Annotated in this window: 20 protein-coding genes and 2 pseudogenes; 17 read left to right on the forward strand and 5 right to left on the reverse strand. The window is 37.9% G+C overall.

Annotation, left to right across the window (positions count from 1 at the left end; all coding sequences use genetic code 11):
• Positions 1–51 precede the first annotated feature (51 nt).
• The 5 genes from AC1M9A_RS11140 (at position 52) to AC1M9A_RS11160 (ending at position 8783) form a co-directional block, all read left to right on the forward strand.
• Entirely contained in the window at positions 52–1752 is a 1701-nt protein-coding gene (locus AC1M9A_RS11140) for an NAD-dependent malic enzyme (protein ID WP_481592185.1), read from the forward strand.
• Positions 1753–1908: 156 nt separating this feature from the next.
• Positions 1909–5298 (forward strand): type VI secretion system Vgr family protein, encoded by a 3390-nt coding sequence (locus AC1M9A_RS11145; protein WP_481610227.1) that lies wholly within the window; start codon positions 1909–1911, stop codon positions 5296–5298.
• Positions 5299–5307: 9 nt separating this feature from the next.
• Positions 5308–5820, forward strand: a complete 513-nt coding sequence (locus AC1M9A_RS11150; RefSeq protein ID WP_481610228.1) for a hypothetical protein — start codon at positions 5308–5310, stop codon at positions 5818–5820.
• Between the two features lie 5 nt (positions 5821–5825).
• Positions 5826–8243, forward strand: coding sequence for a hypothetical protein (locus tag AC1M9A_RS11155; RefSeq protein WP_481610229.1), 2418 nt, complete (start codon positions 5826–5828; stop codon positions 8241–8243).
• Positions 8244–8246: 3 nt separating this feature from the next.
• Positions 8247–8783 (forward strand): hypothetical protein, encoded by a 537-nt coding sequence (locus tag AC1M9A_RS11160; RefSeq protein ID WP_481597752.1) that lies wholly within the window; start codon positions 8247–8249, stop codon positions 8781–8783.
• Positions 8784–8894: 111 nt separating this feature from the next.
• Here the strand turns inward: AC1M9A_RS11160 and AC1M9A_RS11165 are convergent.
• A pseudogene (locus AC1M9A_RS11165) lies at positions 8895–9355 on the reverse strand (Dyp-type peroxidase); the annotation flags it as partial.
• Between AC1M9A_RS11165 and AC1M9A_RS11170 the strand changes: the two are divergent.
• The 3 genes and pseudogenes from AC1M9A_RS11170 to AC1M9A_RS11180 form a co-directional block, all read left to right on the forward strand.
• Positions 9346–9573 (forward strand): annotated as a pseudogene (locus tag AC1M9A_RS11170) (LysM peptidoglycan-binding domain-containing protein); the annotation flags it as partial. The pseudogenes AC1M9A_RS11165 and AC1M9A_RS11170 overlap by 10 nt on opposite strands.
• Positions 9570–9818, forward strand: a complete 249-nt coding sequence (locus AC1M9A_RS11175; RefSeq protein ID WP_481596431.1) for a hypothetical protein — start codon at positions 9570–9572, stop codon at positions 9816–9818. The pseudogene AC1M9A_RS11170 and the gene AC1M9A_RS11175, both read left to right, overlap by 4 nt.
• A gap of 179 nt (positions 9819–9997) precedes the next feature.
• Positions 9998–10459 carry a hypothetical protein gene (locus AC1M9A_RS11180; RefSeq protein WP_481610230.1) on the forward strand — a complete coding sequence of 154 codons (462 nt, stop codon included), beginning with the start codon at positions 9998–10000 and terminating at the stop codon, positions 10457–10459.
• A gap of 73 nt (positions 10460–10532) precedes the next feature.
• On the opposite strand, the gene AC1M9A_RS11185 is transcribed toward AC1M9A_RS11180, so the two are convergent.
• On the reverse strand, positions 10533–11453 hold the full coding sequence (locus AC1M9A_RS11185) for a Dyp-type peroxidase (RefSeq protein ID WP_481610231.1): 921 nt from the start codon (positions 11451–11453) through the stop codon (positions 10533–10535).
• A 160-nt stretch (positions 11454–11613) separates the two neighbouring features.
• On the opposite strand from AC1M9A_RS11185, the gene AC1M9A_RS11190 reads away from it, so the two are divergent.
• Both AC1M9A_RS11190 and AC1M9A_RS11195 read left to right on the forward strand, forming a co-directional pair.
• Positions 11614–12234, forward strand: coding sequence for a LysE family transporter (locus tag AC1M9A_RS11190; protein ID WP_481610232.1), 621 nt, complete (start codon positions 11614–11616; stop codon positions 12232–12234).
• Between the two features lie 137 nt (positions 12235–12371).
• Positions 12372–12584: a hypothetical protein gene (locus AC1M9A_RS11195; RefSeq protein WP_481610233.1), complete on the forward strand. Its 213-nt coding sequence runs from the start codon at positions 12372–12374 to the stop codon at positions 12582–12584.
• 181 nt (positions 12585–12765) lie between these two features.
• Here the strand turns inward: AC1M9A_RS11195 and znuB are convergent, their stop codons facing one another.
• The 3 genes from znuB to AC1M9A_RS11210 are packed head-to-tail and all read right to left on the reverse strand — an operon-like array spanning position 12766 to position 14828.
• The gene (znuB, locus tag AC1M9A_RS11200) at positions 12766–13566 is read right to left on the reverse strand and encodes a zinc ABC transporter permease subunit ZnuB (RefSeq protein ID WP_481610234.1); all 801 of its coding nucleotides are present in this window, start codon (positions 13564–13566) and stop codon (positions 12766–12768) included.
• 3 nt (positions 13567–13569) lie between these two features.
• Positions 13570–14358 (reverse strand): zinc ABC transporter ATP-binding protein ZnuC, encoded by a 789-nt coding sequence (znuC, locus tag AC1M9A_RS11205; protein WP_035268168.1) that lies wholly within the window; start codon positions 14356–14358, stop codon positions 13570–13572.
• Entirely contained in the window at positions 14337–14828 is a 492-nt protein-coding gene (locus AC1M9A_RS11210; protein WP_035268172.1) for a transcriptional repressor, read from the reverse strand. The genes znuC and AC1M9A_RS11210 overlap by 22 nt, the downstream gene beginning before the upstream one ends.
• Before the next feature lie 138 nt (positions 14829–14966).
• Here AC1M9A_RS11210 and AC1M9A_RS11215 point away from each other — a divergent pair, with 138 nt between their 5' ends.
• The 7 genes from AC1M9A_RS11215 to atpA all read left to right on the forward strand — a co-directional run bounded on the left by AC1M9A_RS11215 (position 14967) and on the right by atpA (position 20342).
• Positions 14967–15809 (forward strand): metal ABC transporter solute-binding protein, Zn/Mn family, encoded by an 843-nt coding sequence (locus tag AC1M9A_RS11215; RefSeq protein WP_035268175.1) that lies wholly within the window; start codon positions 14967–14969, stop codon positions 15807–15809.
• Between the two features lie 169 nt (positions 15810–15978).
• Complete coding sequence (locus tag AC1M9A_RS11220) at positions 15979–16371, forward strand: ATP synthase subunit I (protein WP_035268179.1); 393 nt, start codon at positions 15979–15981, stop codon at positions 16369–16371.
• 111 nt (positions 16372–16482) lie between these two features.
• Positions 16483–17358: a F0F1 ATP synthase subunit A gene (gene atpB / locus AC1M9A_RS11225; protein ID WP_035268181.1), complete on the forward strand. Its 876-nt coding sequence runs from the start codon at positions 16483–16485 to the stop codon at positions 17356–17358.
• 80 nt (positions 17359–17438) lie between these two features.
• The gene (gene atpE / locus AC1M9A_RS11230) at positions 17439–17693 is read left to right on the forward strand and encodes a F0F1 ATP synthase subunit C (RefSeq protein ID WP_035268188.1); all 255 of its coding nucleotides are present in this window, start codon (positions 17439–17441) and stop codon (positions 17691–17693) included.
• 38 nt (positions 17694–17731) lie between these two features.
• Positions 17732–18202: a F0F1 ATP synthase subunit B gene (locus AC1M9A_RS11235; protein WP_035268191.1), complete on the forward strand. Its 471-nt coding sequence runs from the start codon at positions 17732–17734 to the stop codon at positions 18200–18202.
• 11 nt (positions 18203–18213) lie between these two features.
• Positions 18214–18750 (forward strand): F0F1 ATP synthase subunit delta, encoded by a 537-nt coding sequence (locus AC1M9A_RS11240; protein ID WP_035268194.1) that lies wholly within the window; start codon positions 18214–18216, stop codon positions 18748–18750.
• A 47-nt stretch (positions 18751–18797) separates the two neighbouring features.
• A complete protein-coding gene (gene atpA / locus AC1M9A_RS11245) occupies positions 18798–20342 on the forward strand; it encodes a F0F1 ATP synthase subunit alpha (protein WP_035268197.1) in 1545 nt (514 codons plus the stop codon).
• The last annotated feature ends 55 nt before the right edge of the window (positions 20343–20397 follow it).

Genomic DNA, 20397 nt, shown 5'->3' on the forward strand with positions numbered 1-20397 from the left:
AAAAATGAAATGAAAAGGGTCTGAATTTAGGCCTGATCCATGAGATTAGAGATGACAACTGAACACACTGAAGTGAAACACCCTCTTTATACCCCTTATGCTGGCTTTACTTTGCTTGAACTACCTCTCCTTAATAAAGGCTCTGCGTTCACTGAGGAGGAGCGAGCAAGTTTTAATCTCAATGGTTTACTACCTCATGTGATTGAAACGATTGAAGAGCAACACCAACGTTCATATCAACAATTTACGTCATTTCATGACGACATTAATAAGCATATTTATCTGAGAAATATACAAGACACCAATGAGACTTTGTTTTATCACCTCATAGAAAATCATTTATCAGAAATGATGCCGATTATTTATACCCCAACGGTAGGTGAGGCTTGTCAACGATTTTCTGATATTTACCGCCGTCATCGTGGTGTATTTATTTCATATCCTGATCGTGCCAACATTGACGATATTTTACAAAATGTGAATAAGAATAACGTCAAAGTCATTGTAATCACAGATGGTGAACGCATTCTTGGTTTAGGTGACCAAGGGATTGGTGGCATGGGAATTCCAATCGGAAAATTATCTCTCTATACCGCATGTGGTGGTATTAGCCCAGCTTATACATTACCCATTACATTGGATGTAGGAACCAATAATGCACAGTTGCTAAATGATCCAATTTATTTAGGTTGGAATCAGCCTCGTATTAGTGGCGATGAATACTATGACTTTGTGGATGACGTACTTCGTGCTATTAAACGCCGTTGGCCAAAAGCTTTGATTCAATTTGAAGATTTTGCTCAAAAAAATGCAATGCCATTGCTGGAAAAATATCGTGATCAATATTGTTGTTTTAATGATGATATTCAAGGCACTGCTGCTGTTGCAGTCGGTAGCTTAATCGCAGCAAGTCGAGCTGCAGGAAAACAATTACGTGACCAGAAAGTGGCATTCTTGGGTGCTGGTTCAGCGGGCTGTGGTATCGCTGAGCAAATCATTGCGCAAATGGTGGCTGAAGGTTTGAGTGATGCTGAGGCAAGATCACGAATTTATATGGTCGATCGTTTTGGGTTATTGACCGATAATCAACCAAACCTTTTAGATTTTCAGCGTAAACTGGTTCAAAGTTCAGAAAATGTATCCGCGTGGGCTGATGCGGAAGGCATCATTTCATTGCTAGATGTTGTAAAAAATGCACACCCAACTGTGTTAATTGGTGTCTCTGGACAACCGGGTTTATTCACTGAAGAAATTATTCGAACTATGGCATCCAATTGCGAGCATCCTATTGTATTGCCATTGTCGAATCCAACGTCGCGCGTAGAAGCCGTACCAGCAGATATTATTCAGTGGACGGACGGTCGCGCTTTGATTGCAACTGGTAGTCCATTTATGCCAGTTAATTATCAAGATAAGCTACACAATATTTCTCAGTGTAATAACTCTTATATTTTCCCAGGGATTGGCTTAGGGGTGATTGCTGTGCAGGCAACGCGTGTTACAGACAATATGCTGATGGCATCAAGCATGGCGTTAGCAGATTGCTCTCCAAAATTGCAAAACCCTGACGACGACTTACTTCCTGATCTCAATGATTTGCAGAAAGTCTCCCGAATCATCGCGTTTAAGGTTGCAAAAGCGGCAATTGAGGATGGTGTTGCTTTGCCATTGAGTGATGAGCTGATCGAAAAAAGTATTGAAGATAATTTCTGGAAGCCTGAATATCGCCGTTATAAGCGAATTCCATTTTAAAAAAACTTGAATTTTCAATATAAATTCATTGGAAATAAATAGGAATCAATGCGTTGGTTCCTATTTTTTGTTTAGAATAATTACAATATTTAAAAGCAAGATTGAGCGGAATACGCTACAATTTTCAAAAATCATAATAATAGCTTTAATCATTCTATGCTCAATAATATCAATTCAATTATAGAAGGCTTGGGTCTTAGCCCGCAAAAGCGCGCCTTACATATTAAATTTTCTAATCCAATATTAGATAGCCAAGTTTTCATTCAACGAATTCAGGGTCAACACTTTATTAATCAAGGCTTAAAAGCTGAAGTATTATGCTTATCGACGAATGCGCATTTACAACTTAAGCAATTCATTGGTTGTTTAGTGGCTGTCGATCAAGTTACGGATCTTGGAAAATTAGCTCGGACTACTGGGATTGTGACAGGGGTGAGCCAAGGTCAAAGTGATGGAGCGTTGACCTTATATAAGTTGACTGTTGAAGATGCAACTTCACTTTGGCACAAACGCCGTAACAGTCGCGTATTTATGAACAAATCCGTGGTTGATATCACTGAGATTATTTTTAAAGAGTGGCAGACGAAAAGCGTGTTATTTAGTACCGCTTTGAGTCTGTCAACGGCGGGTTTAAAAGCATCATATGATATACGTCCATTTGTGATGCAAGCCAACGAATCAGACTATGATTTTCTAACACGCTTATGGCGGAGTGAAGGCATTAATTGGTTGATTGATGAGACAGATCAAACTGTGCCATTCTCAGCGAAAGAAATTCAATCACAAAAATTAAGGCTAATAGATGAAAATAGTCAGTACGAGCCTTTAGATCGACGCACGCTCAGATTCCATCGCAGTCATGCAACAGAACGTTTTGATACGATTACCAGCTTTATTGCTCAACGCTCGATACAATCTACAGCAATTCAGGTACAACGTTGGCAGGGCGATATACTTGCGCAAGATCAAGATGATTATCAACTCAGTGCTCATCAACATAGTGACCAGTTGGATAATGAAACCTTAAGTCTAGAACAAGCATGGACTGTGAGTCCTGCTTGGATTGCTGATTTAAAAGGTGAAGATCAAGCCACTCTATCAAACAATTCACAACTGCAAAAACTGAATACACAACTCAATCAATACCAAGATTTGCAGGCTAAATACTTTACTGCGGTGAGTAGCGTTCGAGATGCCAATGTTGGGTATTGGTTTGAATTTATGGGGCATCCAGAAATAGATCAACATCAAGGGGTAGATCGCCAATTTATTATTTTAGGAAAACATTTTTTTAATCAAAATAATTTACCTAAAGATTTAAATAATCAAATTGAAACATTAATTGATTTGAGTCGTTGGAAAAAGACAAAAACAGATGAGCGTTTATCTACAGAACTGAGTTTAGTGCGCCGAGCTATACCTATTGTTCCAGAATATGATCCATTGAAACATCGTCCAGTTGCTTATCCTCAACGGGCAAAAGTGGTTGGTCCTGAAGGTGAAACGATCTATGTGGATCAATGGGGACGTATTAAGGTTCGCTTCGTATTTACACGTAATGATGATCATCAACATGATGGTGGTGCAGGGGCGAATGATAATGATACAGACTCTGCATGGGTTGATGTTTTAACTTCTTGGGCTGGGGAGGGGTACGGATCAAGATTCCATCCACGTATAGGTGAAATTGTAGTCATTGATTTCTTTGATGGAAATGTTGATCGACCTTTCGTTGTTGGGCGTTTACATGAAGCAGAACGTCATCAAACCATGTTTGATGTTAAGGGGCAGTTACCGGACACCAAAAAACTGAGTGGGATTCGTTCGTCTGAAGTTGGTGGTTCTGGATTTAACCAACTCCGATTTGATGATACGACAGGACAAATTAGTACTCAGTTGCAAAGTAGTCATGCGGCAACTCAATTGAATCTGGGTAATTTGAGTCATCCTAAGGATAAGGAAAAAAGTGATGGACGTGGAGAAGGATTTGAGCTGAGAACTGATGCGTATGGCGCTGTTCGTGCAGGGAAAGGAATGCTCATTACGACTTATGCACAAGAAAAAGCAATTGCTGATCATCTTGAAGCTACACAGGCTCAATCTCTGTTGAGTCAGAGTGAGCAGAGGATGAAAGTGCTCAGTGAAATTGCAGTAAAACAACAATCGGATGCATTAAATGTAATTAGTAGATTACCTAAATTTATTCAATCATTAGAAATCAAAAGTAGTGCTCAAGCTTTGCAGTCTACAGTGAATTTATTTAAAGAGGGAATAGCGAAGGATCCATTAAATGCACTGAAAGATTGTGGTGGTTTTATTAAGGATATTGGTACTTTAGGTGGTAATACTGCTGGAATTGTGGATGAGTTTAATAGTTACTTTGAGCATGCTCAAGAAGCGGTTGATAATCTCAAGGAATTTATTGATAACGTACAAGAATATGGTTCTGAAGCGATAAAGAGGAAATTTGAAAGTATTAAAAATGGGATTAAAGATAACCCATTTCAAGCACTTCAAGATGTGAGTAAAGCAATTTCAAGCGTTGACTTGAATATGGAAGATCAGCTTGTGTTATGCACTGGTTTTGGTGGTGCAAACAAAAAAGATGATATTAATCCAATAAAAGCCTTAAGCACACTGACAGGTTTTATGGAGGGATATACTCAAGGATTAGAAAATAGTTCTGATCAAAAAAAACAAGAGCAAGGGCGTTTATTTAGACAGGCACTCATGCTTTTGGCTTCACCCAATGGGATTGCATTAACAACGCCTGAGGACATTATTCTTCAAGCATCACAAGATATTGCGGAGAGTGCACAGGGTTCAATTAATTTAAGTGCGCAAAAAAATATTGTAGGGCACGCTCAAGACAAGATCAGTTTGTTTGCTGCACAGAAAGGATTTCGAGCGTTCGCAGCTAAAGGTAAAGTTGAATTACAAGCGCAAGATGATGCGATTGAAGCAATTGCACGTAAGGTGATTAAGCTTATTTCAACCGAAGATAAAATTGAAATTACCAGCCCTAAAGAAATTGTACTGACCGCAGGTGGCTCGCAACTCAAGATTAATGCTAGTGGAGTATTTAGCACGACGGGTGGAAAATTTGAGAGTAAGGCAGGGCAACATTTGTTTACGGGTGGGGCAACTGTAAATGCGCAATTACCTAAGATGCCTGAGAGTGGGATATTTAGTAGAAGATTTGATTTTAGTGAACTAATTTCAAAAGAACTTTTAAAGAATGGCTATAAATATAAAGTCATTAATCATGATAAAAAGACAGAATATATAGGTTTTCTTGATGAAAATGCTCGCACAGAGAGAATCTTTAGTGAGAACCCTGATAATGTTGAAATAGTACTATTGGGTAAATCTGAGGATGAATCAGATAAGTTGCTTCTAATTGAGGAAGAATTTACTCAAGATAAAAGTGATAGTTCAGATGAAGCATGTTGTGGAGGGCATGATGAAGATGATCATGACTATCATGATGAAGAATTTAACGATGAAAGTGATTTAGAAGCTGATTTCAATAGTTTTGGACTTTAAGGTGGATTTATGAAAAAACTAAAAAAAATAATGACTATGTTCGTGTGCTTAAGTAGCCCAACACTATATGCTGAAAGTTCGAAAGAGTGTATGAATTATTGGAATCAACCAATGAAAAAGATCACGGTATTAGAAGAAGTTGAATGTGATCATATCTGGGATTTTGGTAAAAGTAAAAATAGTTTGAATCGCTTCAAAGTGGTAAATAATTTAAATCTTAAAACAACTAATACACAATGGATGTCAACAGGGCAGTGTCAAAAAGTATCATACAATAAAAAACAGTTTAATATTTACAATTCAGAGTACAAAGAATATGGGCACAATATTTGGCTAATTTACGATGACAAAAATGCTTTTGCATATTTTAGAAAAGTGAATAGTAAAGATCAATCAGTGGAGGTGAGTTGTGCTCAAGAGGGGGCGGACACAAATTTGAAATTTATACTCAATACTTATTTAAAAAATAATACATCTGTAAGTATGCAAAAATATAAAGCAAATGATTGGTATAAAGAGTAATAAGAATGAAAAAAACAATAACTTTTAAAGATGGGACAACTAGAACGTTTGAAACAAATTTGGAGGGTTTTATTCAAGCTGTAAGTTTTAAAGAATCTTCATCAGATTTGTCTTTGCCATTAAGTAATCCAGTCAATATAAGGTGTGCAAGAAAAGTAAACGAGGCAGGTTATTTGGGCCTATTTCAATGGGGAGAGTCTGCTCTGTATGAGCTGGGGTATTATTTAGGGGATAAAGGAATTTCCTATGATGATATTAAAGATGCAAGAAGAGGATCTGCTTTACACAATAGTTGGAAGAGTCAATTTGACTCTAATAATTGGTCGGGTAAGTGGTCAGGTAAAAGAAATATAAATTCCAAATCTGATTTTTTAAATAATCCTAAGGTTCAGTATGAGGTTATCAAAGAATGGATTGGTTATTTATGTAAACAAATAAGAAATAATAATTTAAATGAGCATTTTGGTAGAACGATTCAAGGCGTTGAAGTCAATGAGTCTGGAGCAATTGCTGGGATGCATTTGGTTGGTATAGGAGGTTTGGGTGCTTTTTTAGGGTTTTCAAAATTTTCTGGTGAAAAACAAACGGATGGTAATGGAACACATATTAAGAAATATATTCAAGACTTTGGTGGCTTTGATCTGGAGCAGTGCTGTAATCGGAAAATATATATAAATTTGAAGGATAAAAATGATAATGTATTACCAGATAAGGAAGTTACAATTGTCTCAAAATATTCTGGAAAAAGTTTTTCTGGTGAGACCAAAGTTAAAATAAAAAGCGATGAAAATGGATATCTTCCTGTCATTGTTAGGCATCCATCAACTGAAATTAAAATTGTGGCTGATGGCAAAGAGTCAAATCCTATTGTTCAGAAAGCTGACCAAAAACAACGTGCAATTTTAAAGGATTTTGAAGTTTCAAAATTTCCAGCAACCTTAGAGCAAAATAGTACTTCTCAGCCTAAACCTCTACCAAATAAAACACCTCAACAAGTAAGAAATGAGAAAAATCAATCTGAAGCTAAGCAAGAAGGAGCTGCTGAAAATAACAAAGATATTAGTTTCAATATTCAAATTGTAGAGGGTGATACAGGGAAACCAATCTCTAATATGAATTTTTTTCTTACATATAAAGCAAATCAGAAAAAACATACAGCGAATGATCAAGGTATTAAGCAAGGTATTATTGCTGAAGTTGGACAAGACATAGAAGTTTCAGTTTCAGGTGAAGTAGGAAATCAAAAAATACATCACTTTAAAGTCGAACAAACTTTGTCTAATCAGACAGTTAAAATTAAGTTACCAGTTCAATCTTTCAAAATAATTGTAAAAAAAGACAATAGATTGGTGCCGAATTTGCCAATAACATTATTTTATAGAGGGCGGGAGATTCCTAAAAAAACTAATGCATTAGGTGAAGTTTCTGTAAAAATGCTAGTTGGCTTTGTATATGGATTTGGTACTAGTAGTAAGTCTTTTATTAAAGTAAGGGCGATATATGGTAATACATCGCGAATATTTCGAATAAATGAAGGTTTTGAAAAACTTTCTAAACAAAATACTACAACTCAAACTAAACCGAATAATCAACAAACAAATTCAGGATCACAACCAAATAATACAACAACTCAAACTAAACAAGCTGAAGTAAAGCAGGAAACACCGAAAGCAATACAACAAAATACGCATACAGAAAACGGTGGTAAGCCTTTAACTAAAGTTAGTAATCAGTCCCCACCTACAAGTGATACAACGCGTTATCACATTTATCATGATGGGAAGATTAAAAGAGAGAACAAATCAGCTACAGGTTTCGCAGAATATATTTATTATGATTCTACAAGTAAGTCTCATAATTTAGGTAAATCAAAATATGTTGTAGCAAAAAGATGGTCTTCTAAGGGCGTCTTAGGCAGTGGGAATGTTTATTTAATCGATGTAAGACATTTTCAGAAATATCGCTCAGGTGTAGTCGGTTATAAAATGTTAATGAATTCTGGGCAGCAACGATATTATTTAGGTGGTATAGAGTTAGCAGCATTTTTAGGAGCACTATGCAAATCTGGGTATGATGACATTTCCTTTAATGGTTTTAGCAGAGTCAATGGTGATCCTGGTGAAAGTAAATCTCATATTAATGGTGAAGCAGGAGATTTGAGATATTTAAGAACTGATAAGAAGGCTTTATCGGTTATTTTACAAGATGCTAATTATGACCATGAAAGAACTTTAAATTTGATTAATAACTTTATAAAATTTGGCTGGGGTAAATCAAAAAAAATGCTAAGTGAGTATTTCACAAACTCTAAGGCCGGAGTCAAAAGTAATTATATTTTCCCAAATTGCAATCATTTAGCTAAACCAAGGCACAATAATCACCTTCATTTACAAGGGCTGTCTCCAAATCTAGAGGATATTTAATTTATGAAAAAATTATATTATATTTTTTCTATTTTATTATGTTGTGGTTGTTCAAATAGTCAAAGTAATTCATCTGATTTACATAGTATTAAGAGTAAAGAAAATGAATTAAACGGTATTAAAATAGGAGATAATTTAGACGCATTGAAGAGTAGATTTAAGGGGGATATAATTATTCAAAAATATAGTGATATTACTGACTTAAAAGAATGTCAAAACAGAAAAAATATTTTAGTTAATAATACTCTTACTAGTGTTGATGTTGATAATAATGAAATTGTCACCTCTATTCATACTCGAGATGTTAAAGCGGTTGATGCTAATAATATAAGTATTGGTAAGGGTGAAATTAATGTTGCGAAATTAAATAATAATATCAAACCAAAAAAAGTTTTTAGTGGGGATGAATCACTAGACCTATTTTTATATAAAATCCCTATGAAAGAAAGTAAAGGATATTTTATATATAATATCGATAATAATAAAATTGAGTCTATCTCAATTGAAAGCTTTGATCACATTTCCTGTAATTTGGAATGATTTGAAGTTGAGTCAAAATTTTCAAATCTAGTTTTAAATTTTAGAAATTAAAAATGAAATACTTTTTTAAAGTTAAATCTTAATAGAGCCGACTCTCGTCGGCTTTATTGATTAAACTTCTAACAATTCTTCAATCGGAGCAAATAGTATGCTCCATCTAAAGGCGCAACAAAGTGCAATAAACGATCATGAATACCATCGCCACTAGTTCCAAACATACGTGTCAGCATGCGATTAATACGGGTTAAATCTTTCGTATAAGCGATAAAATATAAACCTTGATCGCCGCGGCCATCCCCATATGGCAAAGAGTGGCGAAGAATTTCAAGCTCCTCACCTTCATCATCTTCAACCACGGTGCGAGCCACATGTGCATTGTCAGGTTTAATATCGTCATCAAGCTCAATGCTTTCGAGTTTGGTGCGCCCAATCACTTGCTCTTGTGCATCAACTTTAAGTTTTTTCCATTTATCTAAATCATGACGATAACGTTGAGCAAAAACGAATGAGCCATCAGTGAAAATTCCTGCATCTTTGACTAATAAAGCTGTTTTAGTATGATCATCTGGAAATTATTTATACAGTCGATACTGAAAATAAAACTGTAACAATTTTAGCGGCTATAGGCTTTGTTGGTAGTGCTGAAGAAAGATTCAATACAGAAAATGGTGGTTGTGTGTAGAAGGGGTGCAGTAGAACAGCTGTTTATACGATTTCGGGTAAAGCTTTGGCATCTCATGCTGGACGGGTGGGATATTTTAGACCCAATATAAGTGGAAAGAGAATATGAAAAAAAGTACAGTAGTTATTTCTATCATGGTATTAGCAGCTTGTACTGCTAATGCTGATAAAAAAGATTTAAATAATGTTCAGTTAGATAGTCTATTGACTTGTTATGGTGAGAATACTGAATATACAAATTTGGATGGTTATTATTATTTGCCAGATTATGGCTGTATATATAATGGTAAGACTAATAAGCTTGGGAATGCATTTGTTTTTTTGATTCCAAGTGTTGATAAAAAAAAGATCTAAATTACAAGAGTATAAAAGCAGTTAAGGAAAAAATTATTTTTTTAATTCCAAAAGATAATTTAGTTAAGACAAATAATTCCGATTCCAATTATATACCTAAAGCAAACTATAAATTTAAAGTTTTTTTAAACTCTGGGAAAGGTTGGGTTGAGAATAGTCAAGTTTCTAAATTAGATCAAATGAATGATTTTGTTGAAAATAGGGTTTTATCTTATAGCGGTGCTTTTTTAAAAAGAAAAATGGATGTTAATAAAGATGGGGTTGGTGACTATATTGATGTTTTAGGCGGAAAATATTCGTTGAAATCAATTGTTATTAGGGATGGTCTTAATAATAAAACATTATGGAAAAATAATATTTTATTTGATGATGGTTTTAATAATTGTCAATATAGTGAGTTTAAGAATATAGTAATCAGTGAAAATAATTTTACATTAGAGTATAATACTTGTGCAGATAACTCTATGTTAGGTCATAGATATACAACATTTAGAGTCGACTCTAAAAATGAACCAGTTGTAATTCAAGATAATTATTTAGTTAATGAATTAAATGGAAAGGACAATAAAAAGCCTAAAAAAATAAACTGCATGTCTAATTCAAAGGTTTTTTTCTCTACTTATAGAGGGCGATGTGGTTAGGGGAATTGTTAACATATATTTGTATGTAACTACTACCTCCCCTATAAAAGCCGACTCTCGTCGGCTTTATTGATTAAACTTCTAAAATTTCTTCTAACAATTCTTCACTCGGAGCAAAGTAGTATGCTCCATCTAAAGGCGCAACAAAGTGCAATAAACGATCATGAATACCATCGCCACTAGTTCCAAACATACGTGTCAGCATGCGATCAATACGGGTTAAATCTTTCGTATAAGCGATAAAATACAAACCTTGATCACCACGTCCATCCCCATATGGCAAAGAGTGGCGAAGAATTTCAAGCTCCTCACCTTCATCATCTTCAACAACGGTGCGAGCCACATGTGCATTGTCAGGTTTAATATCGTCATCAAGCTCAATGCTTTCGAGTTTGGTGCGCCCAATCACTTGCTCTTGTGCATCAACTTTAAGTTTTTTCCATTTATCTAAATCATGACGATAACGTTGAGCAAAAACGAATGAGCCATCAGTGAAAATTCCTGCATCTTCACCTAATAAAGCTGTTTCAGCACGATCATCTGGAAATTGAGGATTTTCGGTGCCATCAATAAAACCAGTTAAATCTCGACCATCAAAATTTCGGAAGCACACGCGCTCATCTAAAACCTCAACTAAATCCTGAATGCCTTCAAAAAAAGCTTGGCTTAAGGCAAAACAAATATCAGTGCGCTGTGCTGCGATATGGATTAAAACATCAGCAGGGACCACAGGCATGGTGAAAGAGCCTTGAATTGGTTCAAGCTGTTTAAAACCTTTTGGTTGGTGAGGGTAAAGTTGTGACCAAAGTTCTGGTCCAAAAGCCACCGCAGTTTTAATTTGAGCATGAGGATGTTGAGTAATTAAGCGATCACGAGTCGTAAAGAGATCTTCAAGTTTTTCTTTTAGTTGATCTATTGATAAATCTTTTAAACGCAAAGTGATAAAGCGAGCATGATCTGAAGGTAATGGTAAGATTACGGATTGGGAAGTCATTCATGGCTCCTGAAATTATAATATCCTAATTTTGCTGATCACATTGTGCCTGATCATCATAGTGCTGAACAGACAGACGTTTAAAAAAACATTCAAATTTTAAATCTTAAAAAAGTCGAATTGTCATATAATCTCATCAAAATAAATCTCCCAAATCGTTATGTCTTATCAAATGTGGTTTGCCTACATGCTTGCATGTTGGGTTATTAGTATTTCGCCTGGTGCAGGTGCTATTGCATCTATGTCTAGTGGTTTGAATTATGGATTCAAACGAGGCTATTGGAATGCAATTGGTCTGCAACTTGCACTTTTGGTTCAAATTGGAGTTGTCGCTGCGGGAGCAGGCGTACTATTTGCTACGACACCTTTGGCATTTTTGATCGTCAAATGGTTTGGGGTTGGGTATTTATTATATTTGGCATATTTACAGTGGAAAGCCCCAGTGCAGTCCATCGAAATTCAGACTGGTTTAAAGCAAAAGTCAGCGATGAAGCTAGTAATCAGCGGTTTCTTTGTCAATATGAGTAATCCAAAAGCAATTGTCTTCTTATTGGCAGTGTTGCCACAGTTTCTGGATCTTTCAAAGCCTCAATGGCCACAATACCTCATCATGGCTTGTACGATGATTGTTATCGATCTTATCGTTATGGCTGGATATACAGGTCTTGCAGCGAAGGTATTGCGTTTACTTAAATCACCTCGTCAGCAAAAAGTGATGAATCGTACCTTTGCAGGTTTATTTGCAGGTGCGGCTTTTTTATTGAGTTTAGTGCATCAATAAGACACAATAAAATAACGATTGAGGGTTATTTTATTGAAAATTATAATCTTAATTTTGACTATTCTGTTGGGGCTCGGCTTAATTTCAACTCCCTATATTTGGGCGTATTTTTATTTACAGCCTGAAAGTGTGTGGGAATGGATCAAGTTTGTGATGTGGGGCGCGGGTGTTGGCATATGCGCCACATTTGGACTTACATTGATTTTAGTTTTGGTCACCACCCTTATAAAAAAATGATTGTGGATGATACTTCGCAATATAAGATTGTTTTCAAACAAATGGTTTATTTGATGTGGATCAATGTAGTCTTATTTATGACGGCTGCAATCGGTTTACTATTCGAATGGTAACCTTTCTATATTGTTGAATCTTGGTTTATGCCCGAGACCTTTTTTGGCTTTTGGCATTTGTTATGGATAAAGGCCTCATTAATTTATTGGTTATGGTGGTTTTTATATTCTCTTGTTATATCTTTATCTGTCTTCATAAATATTTTACAAAGCAGCAAGATTAATGAATAGCCCAAATAATTCAGGCTATCTTTTTAAATTTTTGAATGATAAAAATTACAGCAAATACGATTGCCATGGTTAATACAATGCTTAAACCTGTCGCAATATTTAAACCCGCACTCGACCATAAACCCACAGTCACACCAATTTGAGCCACAATAAAAGACCATAGCACCATATGTTTAGGTGAGTGTGCTAAAAGTCTTGCGGTTAATGCAGGTATAACCAATAAAGCACCCATGAGTAATGAACCTACTGCACGTAAAGCTAGTACTGTAAATAAGGCAAGAAGCAGCATAAAAATAAGGCGCTGCCATTTCGCATTCACACCTTCACTTACCGCAATATCAGGATCAATCGCAATTTGAATTTGAGATTGCCAACTTTTATAGAGCACAGAGAGTGCAATGACAATCACCACTGCAAATGTCGGTAAGTCGGACCAAGATATTGTTAAAAGATCGCCAAATAAATAACTCAGCAACTCAGGTCTTAGTGCAGGGAGATGTTGGATGACTAATAGTCCTGAGCAAAGCAGCGTTGCTGAACATAACGCAAGTAATGCATCGTTGGGCAGGCGAGGATCATGCAATACCCAAAGGACTGCGACCAAGAGTAACGCGGTAAACGTAACCCCCATCCATAAGGGGAGGGTGAGTAAGCCAGCAATCGCCACACCCAAGAGAGTTCCATGCGCCATTGTGTCTGCAAAGAATGACATACGGCGCCATAACATAAGACAACCGAGCGGTGCAGTTAGAAACACTAATAATGTTCCCATAATCCATGCGGGTAATAGAAGTTGTAACCATTCCATCATGATCTAAGCTTCCGGTTCTGGATGAATATGGGGACGAGGATCGTGTTGACATGGTGTTGCTGTATCACCATGTGCACAATGATCGTGATGATGTTGGTAGAACACTCGATTAGTGCCGAAAATAGCTTGATACTCAGGGTCTTGTTGAATATTTTCAGGCAAACCGCTACAACATATATGTTTATTGAGGCATACCACACGCTGTGTACCTTGCATCACCCACTGCAAATCATGAGAGACGATTAAGATCGAGCAACCGTAGCGCTCAGGTAGACTTCGAACATAATCATAAAGTTCAGCTTCAGATTGAATATCTAAACCTTGCATCGGTTCATCGAGTACCAATAAGTTGGGTTGACGCAGTAGAGCGCGTGCTAAAAGTACACGCTGGCGTTCCCCACCAGACAGCTGTTGGACTTTCGAATCTTGTAATTTTATGATCCCAGTATCTCGAATAATTTCTTGTTTAATCGCAAGATCACACTTTTCTAAATCAAGTAAATCTTTCACTCGAAGTGGCAAGCTGTGGGATGGATTGAACTTTTGAGGGACGTAAGCAAGTTTTAAAGCTTTATGATGTTTAATTTGACCAGAATTGGCCTTCACAATTCCGAGAATCACTTTGATAAGCGTAGATTTACCCGCCCCATTGGGACCAATGAGGGTAATAATTTCTTTGTCATGAATCTGAAAGTCAACATTCTTTAAAATGTCTCTTTCATCAATTCGCACATTAATTTGTTGCAATTCAATTAATGGCAATGCAGAACTTACTGAGAGCACTGCTGACATAATCCTGAAATCTCAATAATGCTATGTTGAGCCTGAAAATGATCAGACGAAGCCAATTGATCAAGTTGTTGAATCAAACCAAGAGCTGAAGCCTCTTTCACTGTATTGCATTTAGAGCAAATGAGAAAAGCGGCTTGATGTCCAGCACGAGGATGGCAACATGGAATATAGGCATTAATTGAAGTTAAACGATGAATAAAACCTTTTTCGAGCAAAAAATCGAGGGTGCGGTAAACAGTTGGAGGTGCTGCTGGACGTTCAGCATTACCTTTTAATTTCGCCAACAAGTCATAAGCGCCCATGGGCCCTGAGGCCGTTAAAATTAACTCTAAAACTTCTTTGCGAAGCGGAGTCAATTTAGCGCCTGAAGCAGCGCAGCTTGCTTCAGCTTCTAATAAACGAGCTTCAACATTCGGGTGATCATGCACACCGTGTAAAGTATCATGATGTTCGTGTGAACATGCGCTCATGGACTGACCTCAAGACTTCGAAAAGGGAAGGGGATATCTCATAAATAGTATCATGAGACCTTGCAACTTACGAACAGCATAGGCATTTTTAACTGTTTGTTATATTATAACGTCAAAATTCGAGTGGTAATTAATTTCATGTTGCGTCTGCTAGCACTATGCTTTACAGCATTATTCACAACCTTGGCTTGGGCACAAGCACCCTTGGTGGTTTCGACACACCCAGTGTATTTGATTGCAAAAGAAATCACTCAAGGTATTGAAGAACCAAAATTGTTGCTAGAAAATCAAACAGGGCATGATGTTCATCTGACCCCTGCGCACCGTAAATTAATTCAGGATGCTGGATTGGTTATTTGGCTTGGTAAAGCGCATGAAGCGCCATTAGAGAGTATTTTGGCGAAAAACTCTAAAGCAGTTGCCTTATTGAATACAGGAATATTGCAAACATTGCCGCTTAGAAATAGTCGAGGGGACGTAGTAAAAGGAACTGTCGATACTCATGTATGGTTAGAACCAAATAATGCAGTTCGTATTGGCTTTTTTATAGCGGCATTACGCTCACAACAACAACCTGAGTTTAAAGACAAGTATTGGAGTAATGCTAAACTTTTTGCACATGAGATGCTGAAAACCTCACAAAGTGTAAAACTCAATCATGGTGTTCAGCCGTATTGGTCATTACATGATGCATACCAATACTTGGAGCGTGCGCTGTTGCTAAAATTCGCTGGTGCGATGACAGAAGACCCACATATGGCACCTACAATTGCTCAAATCAAATATTTAAAAGACCATCGCCCTCAGCAAAAGATGTGTCTTTTGGCTGAAACTGTAGCTAATAAGAATCAATATAAGTCTCTAGGTCATGTGAATTTTCTCGCAGTTGATGAGAGTTTTGCTAAACACCAGAATTTTATAACAGCATGGCAGACTCTAGCGATACAAGTACGTGCATGTGTAGAAAAAGCACAAAAGTGATGTAAAAACAGCCGATAATTGTATAAGTGCTCAGCAATAAACGATCTAAAAATACCAGACTTAGGTCGGGAAAAGATTGCATGTTCAGGGGTGTAACTCTATAATGCCTGCGATTAAAAATAATCATCAGCTAAACTTGTCAAGCATTATTGCTGTGAGTGGATAATAAATGAGCCGAACTAGTCGCTTGATTGACCGACGATTAGCGAAAGCTTTAGTCATCTTGCAAGCATGTATGATACCTGTTTCAGCCTTGATAGCGTGGGTCTTGAAAGACTCGACTGCGGCTTTGAGTGCAGCATTAGGTGCATTCGTATGTTGGCTAGCCAGTTGTTATTTTTCATGGCAGTCGTTCAGAGCTGCAGGTGCAAGAGCTTCGAAACAGGTTCTATCGAATATGTATCGGGGGTTGCTCGGTAAGTTTGGAATTGTGATTGTTGGCTTCATTTTGATTTTAATCAATGTGAAACCGTTGTCAGCGGTCGCATTGTTTTGTGGTTTCATACTCGTTCAGACCATGTCGTGGGTCGCACCTTTTTGGGCGTCGCGTCTATCAAAATGAGTTGAATTGCAACGAAAAATTGAAAAGTTTTTTAGATGTTTAACGAGATATCAAGCAGCACGCGATATTCGTTAACTCTAATTTGTATTTGACATTAACCAGGTGTGATTTATGGCTGCTGAAGAACATACCCTTACCTCGTCTGAGTATATTCAGCATCACTTAACGAACATGACCTATGGTAAAGCACCAGATGGTACGTGGAAGTTAGCTGAGACTGCTGAAGAAGCGAAAGAGATGGGGTTCACTGCTATTCACTTGGATTCTATGGGTTGGTCAATCGGCCTTGGCGTCATTTTCTGTTTGTTGTTCTGGTTAGTAGCGAAAGCTGCAAACTCTGGTGTTCCGACCAAGTTCCAGGCTGCAATTGAAATGATCGTTGAGTTTGTTGACTCAAGTGTTCGTGATACCTTTCATGGTAAATCACGTTTAATCGCGCCTCTAGCTCTTACCATCTTCGTGTGGATTTTCCTCATGAACTTGATGGACCTTATCCCTGTTGACTGGATTCCTTATACAGCTCAACACATAATTGGTGGGCTATTCGGTATCGACCCGCATCATGTTTACTTCAAGATCGTTCCATCTACTGACCCTAACGTAACCCTTGGTATGGCGTTATCAGTATTTGCGTTAACTATTTTCTATAGTATCCGTGAAAAAGGTCTTGTCGGTTTCGGTGCAGAATTTGCGCTTAACCCATTCAATCCAAGTAACCCATTTTTAAAAGCATTATTAATTCCAGTAAATATTCTTCTTGAATTAGTAACTTTTATCGCGCGTCCAATTTCATTGGCTCTCCGTTTGTTCGGTAACATGTATGCGGGTGAATTGATCTTCATTTTGATCGCATTATTACCGTTCTGGATTCAATGGGCGTTGTCTGTGCCTTGGGCAATCTTCCATATTCTTGTTATCACGTTACAAGCATTCATCTTCATGATGTTAACGATCGTGTATATGAGTATGGCTAGCGAGAAGCATTAATTAATATTTGCTCGACTACACTATGTAGTTGGGCTAAAGTTTTTTTGTTTGATTTAAACTCAACCTCTGAGGATTTTTTCATGGATTTAGTAGTTGGCTTATCTGCTGTTGCAGCTGCTCTTTTAATCGCGTTCGGTGCTTTAGGTACTGCGATCGGTTTTGGTCTTTTAGGTGGTCGCTTCCTTGAAGCTGTTGCTCGTCAACCAGAATTGGCTCCACAACTTCAAACTCGTATGTTCTTAATCGCGGGTCTTCTTGATGCTGTGCCTATGATCGGTGTTGGTATTGGTTTGTTCATTATCTTTGCAAATCCGTTCATCGGCCTAGTAGGTTAATTAGCTAAATTCCGAAATCAACTATTTGAGGAATAGCAATGAATATTAACTATACTCTGTTTGGTCAAGCGATTGCGTTTGCGATCTTTGTCGCATTCTGTATGAAATTCGTTTGGCCTCCACTAATCAATGCGATTAGTGAGCGTCAGCGTAAAATTGCTGATGGCTTAAATGCAGCTGAAAAGGCGAAAGCTGATCTTGCAGATGCGCAAGCTCAAGTTAAAGCTGAATTAGATGCAGCGAAAGCACAAGCGGCTCAATTGATCGAACAAGCGAACCGTCGTGCGGCTCAATTGGTTGAAGAAGCTCGTACTCAAGCATCTGCTGAAGGTGAGCGTATTCGTCAACAAGCGAAAGAAGCTGTTGACACAGAGATCAATGCTGCTCGTGAAGAATTACGTCAACAAGTTGCAGCTCTTGCTGTTGCTGGTGCAGAGAAAATTCTGAACCAACAAGTTGATGAAGCAGCTCACAATGCCATGCTTACTCAGCTGGCTGCTAAACTTTAAGCGAGGCGATTATGGCTGAACTCTTGACGTTAGCACGCCCGTACGCTAAAGCAGCATTTGCTTTCGCTTCTGAGCAAGGTGCAACTGACAATTGGTCAAATGTGTTACAAGTGCTTAGTGCTGCGGTGCAAGATGAAGCATTTTCCGCTTACTTGAGTCGCCCTGAGCTTACTCCTGTGGAGCAAGTAAGTTTATTTGCTAAGGTTTTAGGTGCAGATCAAACTGCTGAAGTGTCTAACTTTTTGACACTTTTGGCTGAAAATGATCGTTTAACTTTGTTACCTGAGATTGAAGCAGAGTACGAACTTCTTAAATCACAAAATAACAATGTGGTAGATGTTGTGATTGAATCTGCATTACCACTTTCTGCTGAACAAGAGCAATTACTTGCATCTGCGTTAGAGAAACGTTTCAACGCAGCTGTAAATGTTTCAGTAGAAGTTAACCCAGCGTTAATCGCGGGTGTTGTTATTCGTGCAGGCGACCAAGTGATAGATGATTCTGCGCTTAATAAGCTTGAAAAAATGCGGACTCGTCTTCTTGCATAATTGCGTAAAAAGAAGACTGAACTTAATAAAGATTGAGGTATAGCGCAATGCAACAACTGAATCCATCCGAGATCAGTGCGCTCATTAAACAGCGTATCGGCGATCTGGACACCAGCGCGACCGCTAAGAACGAAGGAACCATTGTTATGGTTTCCGACGGTATTGTGCGTATTCACGGCCTTGCTGATGCAATGTACGGTGAAATGATCGAATTCGACGGCGGCTTATACGGTATGGCACTGAACCTAGAACAGGATTCAGTGGGCGTCGTTGTTTTAGGTAACTACTTAAGCCTTCAAGAAGGTCAAAAAGCTCGTTGCACAGGTCGTGTATTAGAAGTTCCGGTTGGTCCAGAGCTTTTAGGCCGTGTAGTAGATGCTTTGGGTAACCCAATTGATGGTAAAGGCCCAATTGATGCAAAATTATCTGATGCAGTTGAAAAAGTTGCACCAGGCGTAATTTGGCGTCAATCGGTAGATGAGCCTGTACAAACTGGTTATAAATCAGTTGATACAATGATTCCAGTTGGTCGTGGCCAACGTGAATTAATCATCGGTGACCGTCAAACTGGTAAAACAGCAATGGCGATCGATGCGATCATCGCACAGAAGAATTCTGGCATTAAATGTATCTACGTTGCAGTTGGTCAAAAACAATCAACTATCGCAAACGTTGTACGTAAGTTAGAAGAAACTGGCGCTATGGCGTATACGACTGTTGTAGCAGCAGCGGCAGCGGATCCAGCAGCAATGCTTTTCCTTGCTCCATACTCTGGCTGTACAATGGGCGAATACTTCCGTGACCGCGGTGAAGATGCGTTAATCATTTATGATGACTTATCTAAACAAGCAGTTGCGTATCGTCAAATTTCATTGCTTTTACGCCGTCCACCAGGTCGTGAAGCTTACCCAGGTGACGTATTCTATCTTCATAGTCGTCTACTTGAACGTGCTTCTCGTGTATCTGCTGACTATGTTGAGAAATTCACTAACGGTGAAGTTAAAGGCCAAACTGGTTCATTAACTGCATTACCGATTATTGAAACTCAAGCGGGTGACGTATCTGCATTCGTACCAACGAACGTAATTTCGATTACTGATGGTCAGATCTTCTTAGAAACATCATTATTCAACGCAGGTATTCGTCCTGCTGTGAACGCGGGTATCTCTGTATCTCGTGTTGGTGGTTCTGCTCAAACTAAGATCATCAAAAAATTGTCTGGTGGTATTCGTACTGCTTTAGCACAATATCGTGAATTGGCTGCGTTTGCTCAGTTCGCTTCTGACCTTGATGAAGCAACTCGTAAGCAACTTGAGCATGGTCAACGTGTAACTGAATTAATGAAGCAAAAACAGTATGCTCCATATTCAATTGCTGACCAAGCTGTTTCTGTATATGCATCTAACGAAGGCTACATGGCTGACGTAGAAGTGAAGAAAATTGTAGACTTTGATGCTGCATTAATTTCTTACTTCCGTTCTGAACATGCTGCGTTAATGCAACAGATCGATGAAACTGGTGATTGGAACAAAGACATCGAAGCAGCATTCAAAGCTGGTATTGAAAGCTTTAAAGCGACTCAAACTTACTAATTTTCAAACTGTTGAAATTTAGTGTCGGTTTGGTTCACGGAATCAACCTTCGAGG

It is taken from the genome of Acinetobacter sp. ANC_7634, assembly GCF_056779875.1.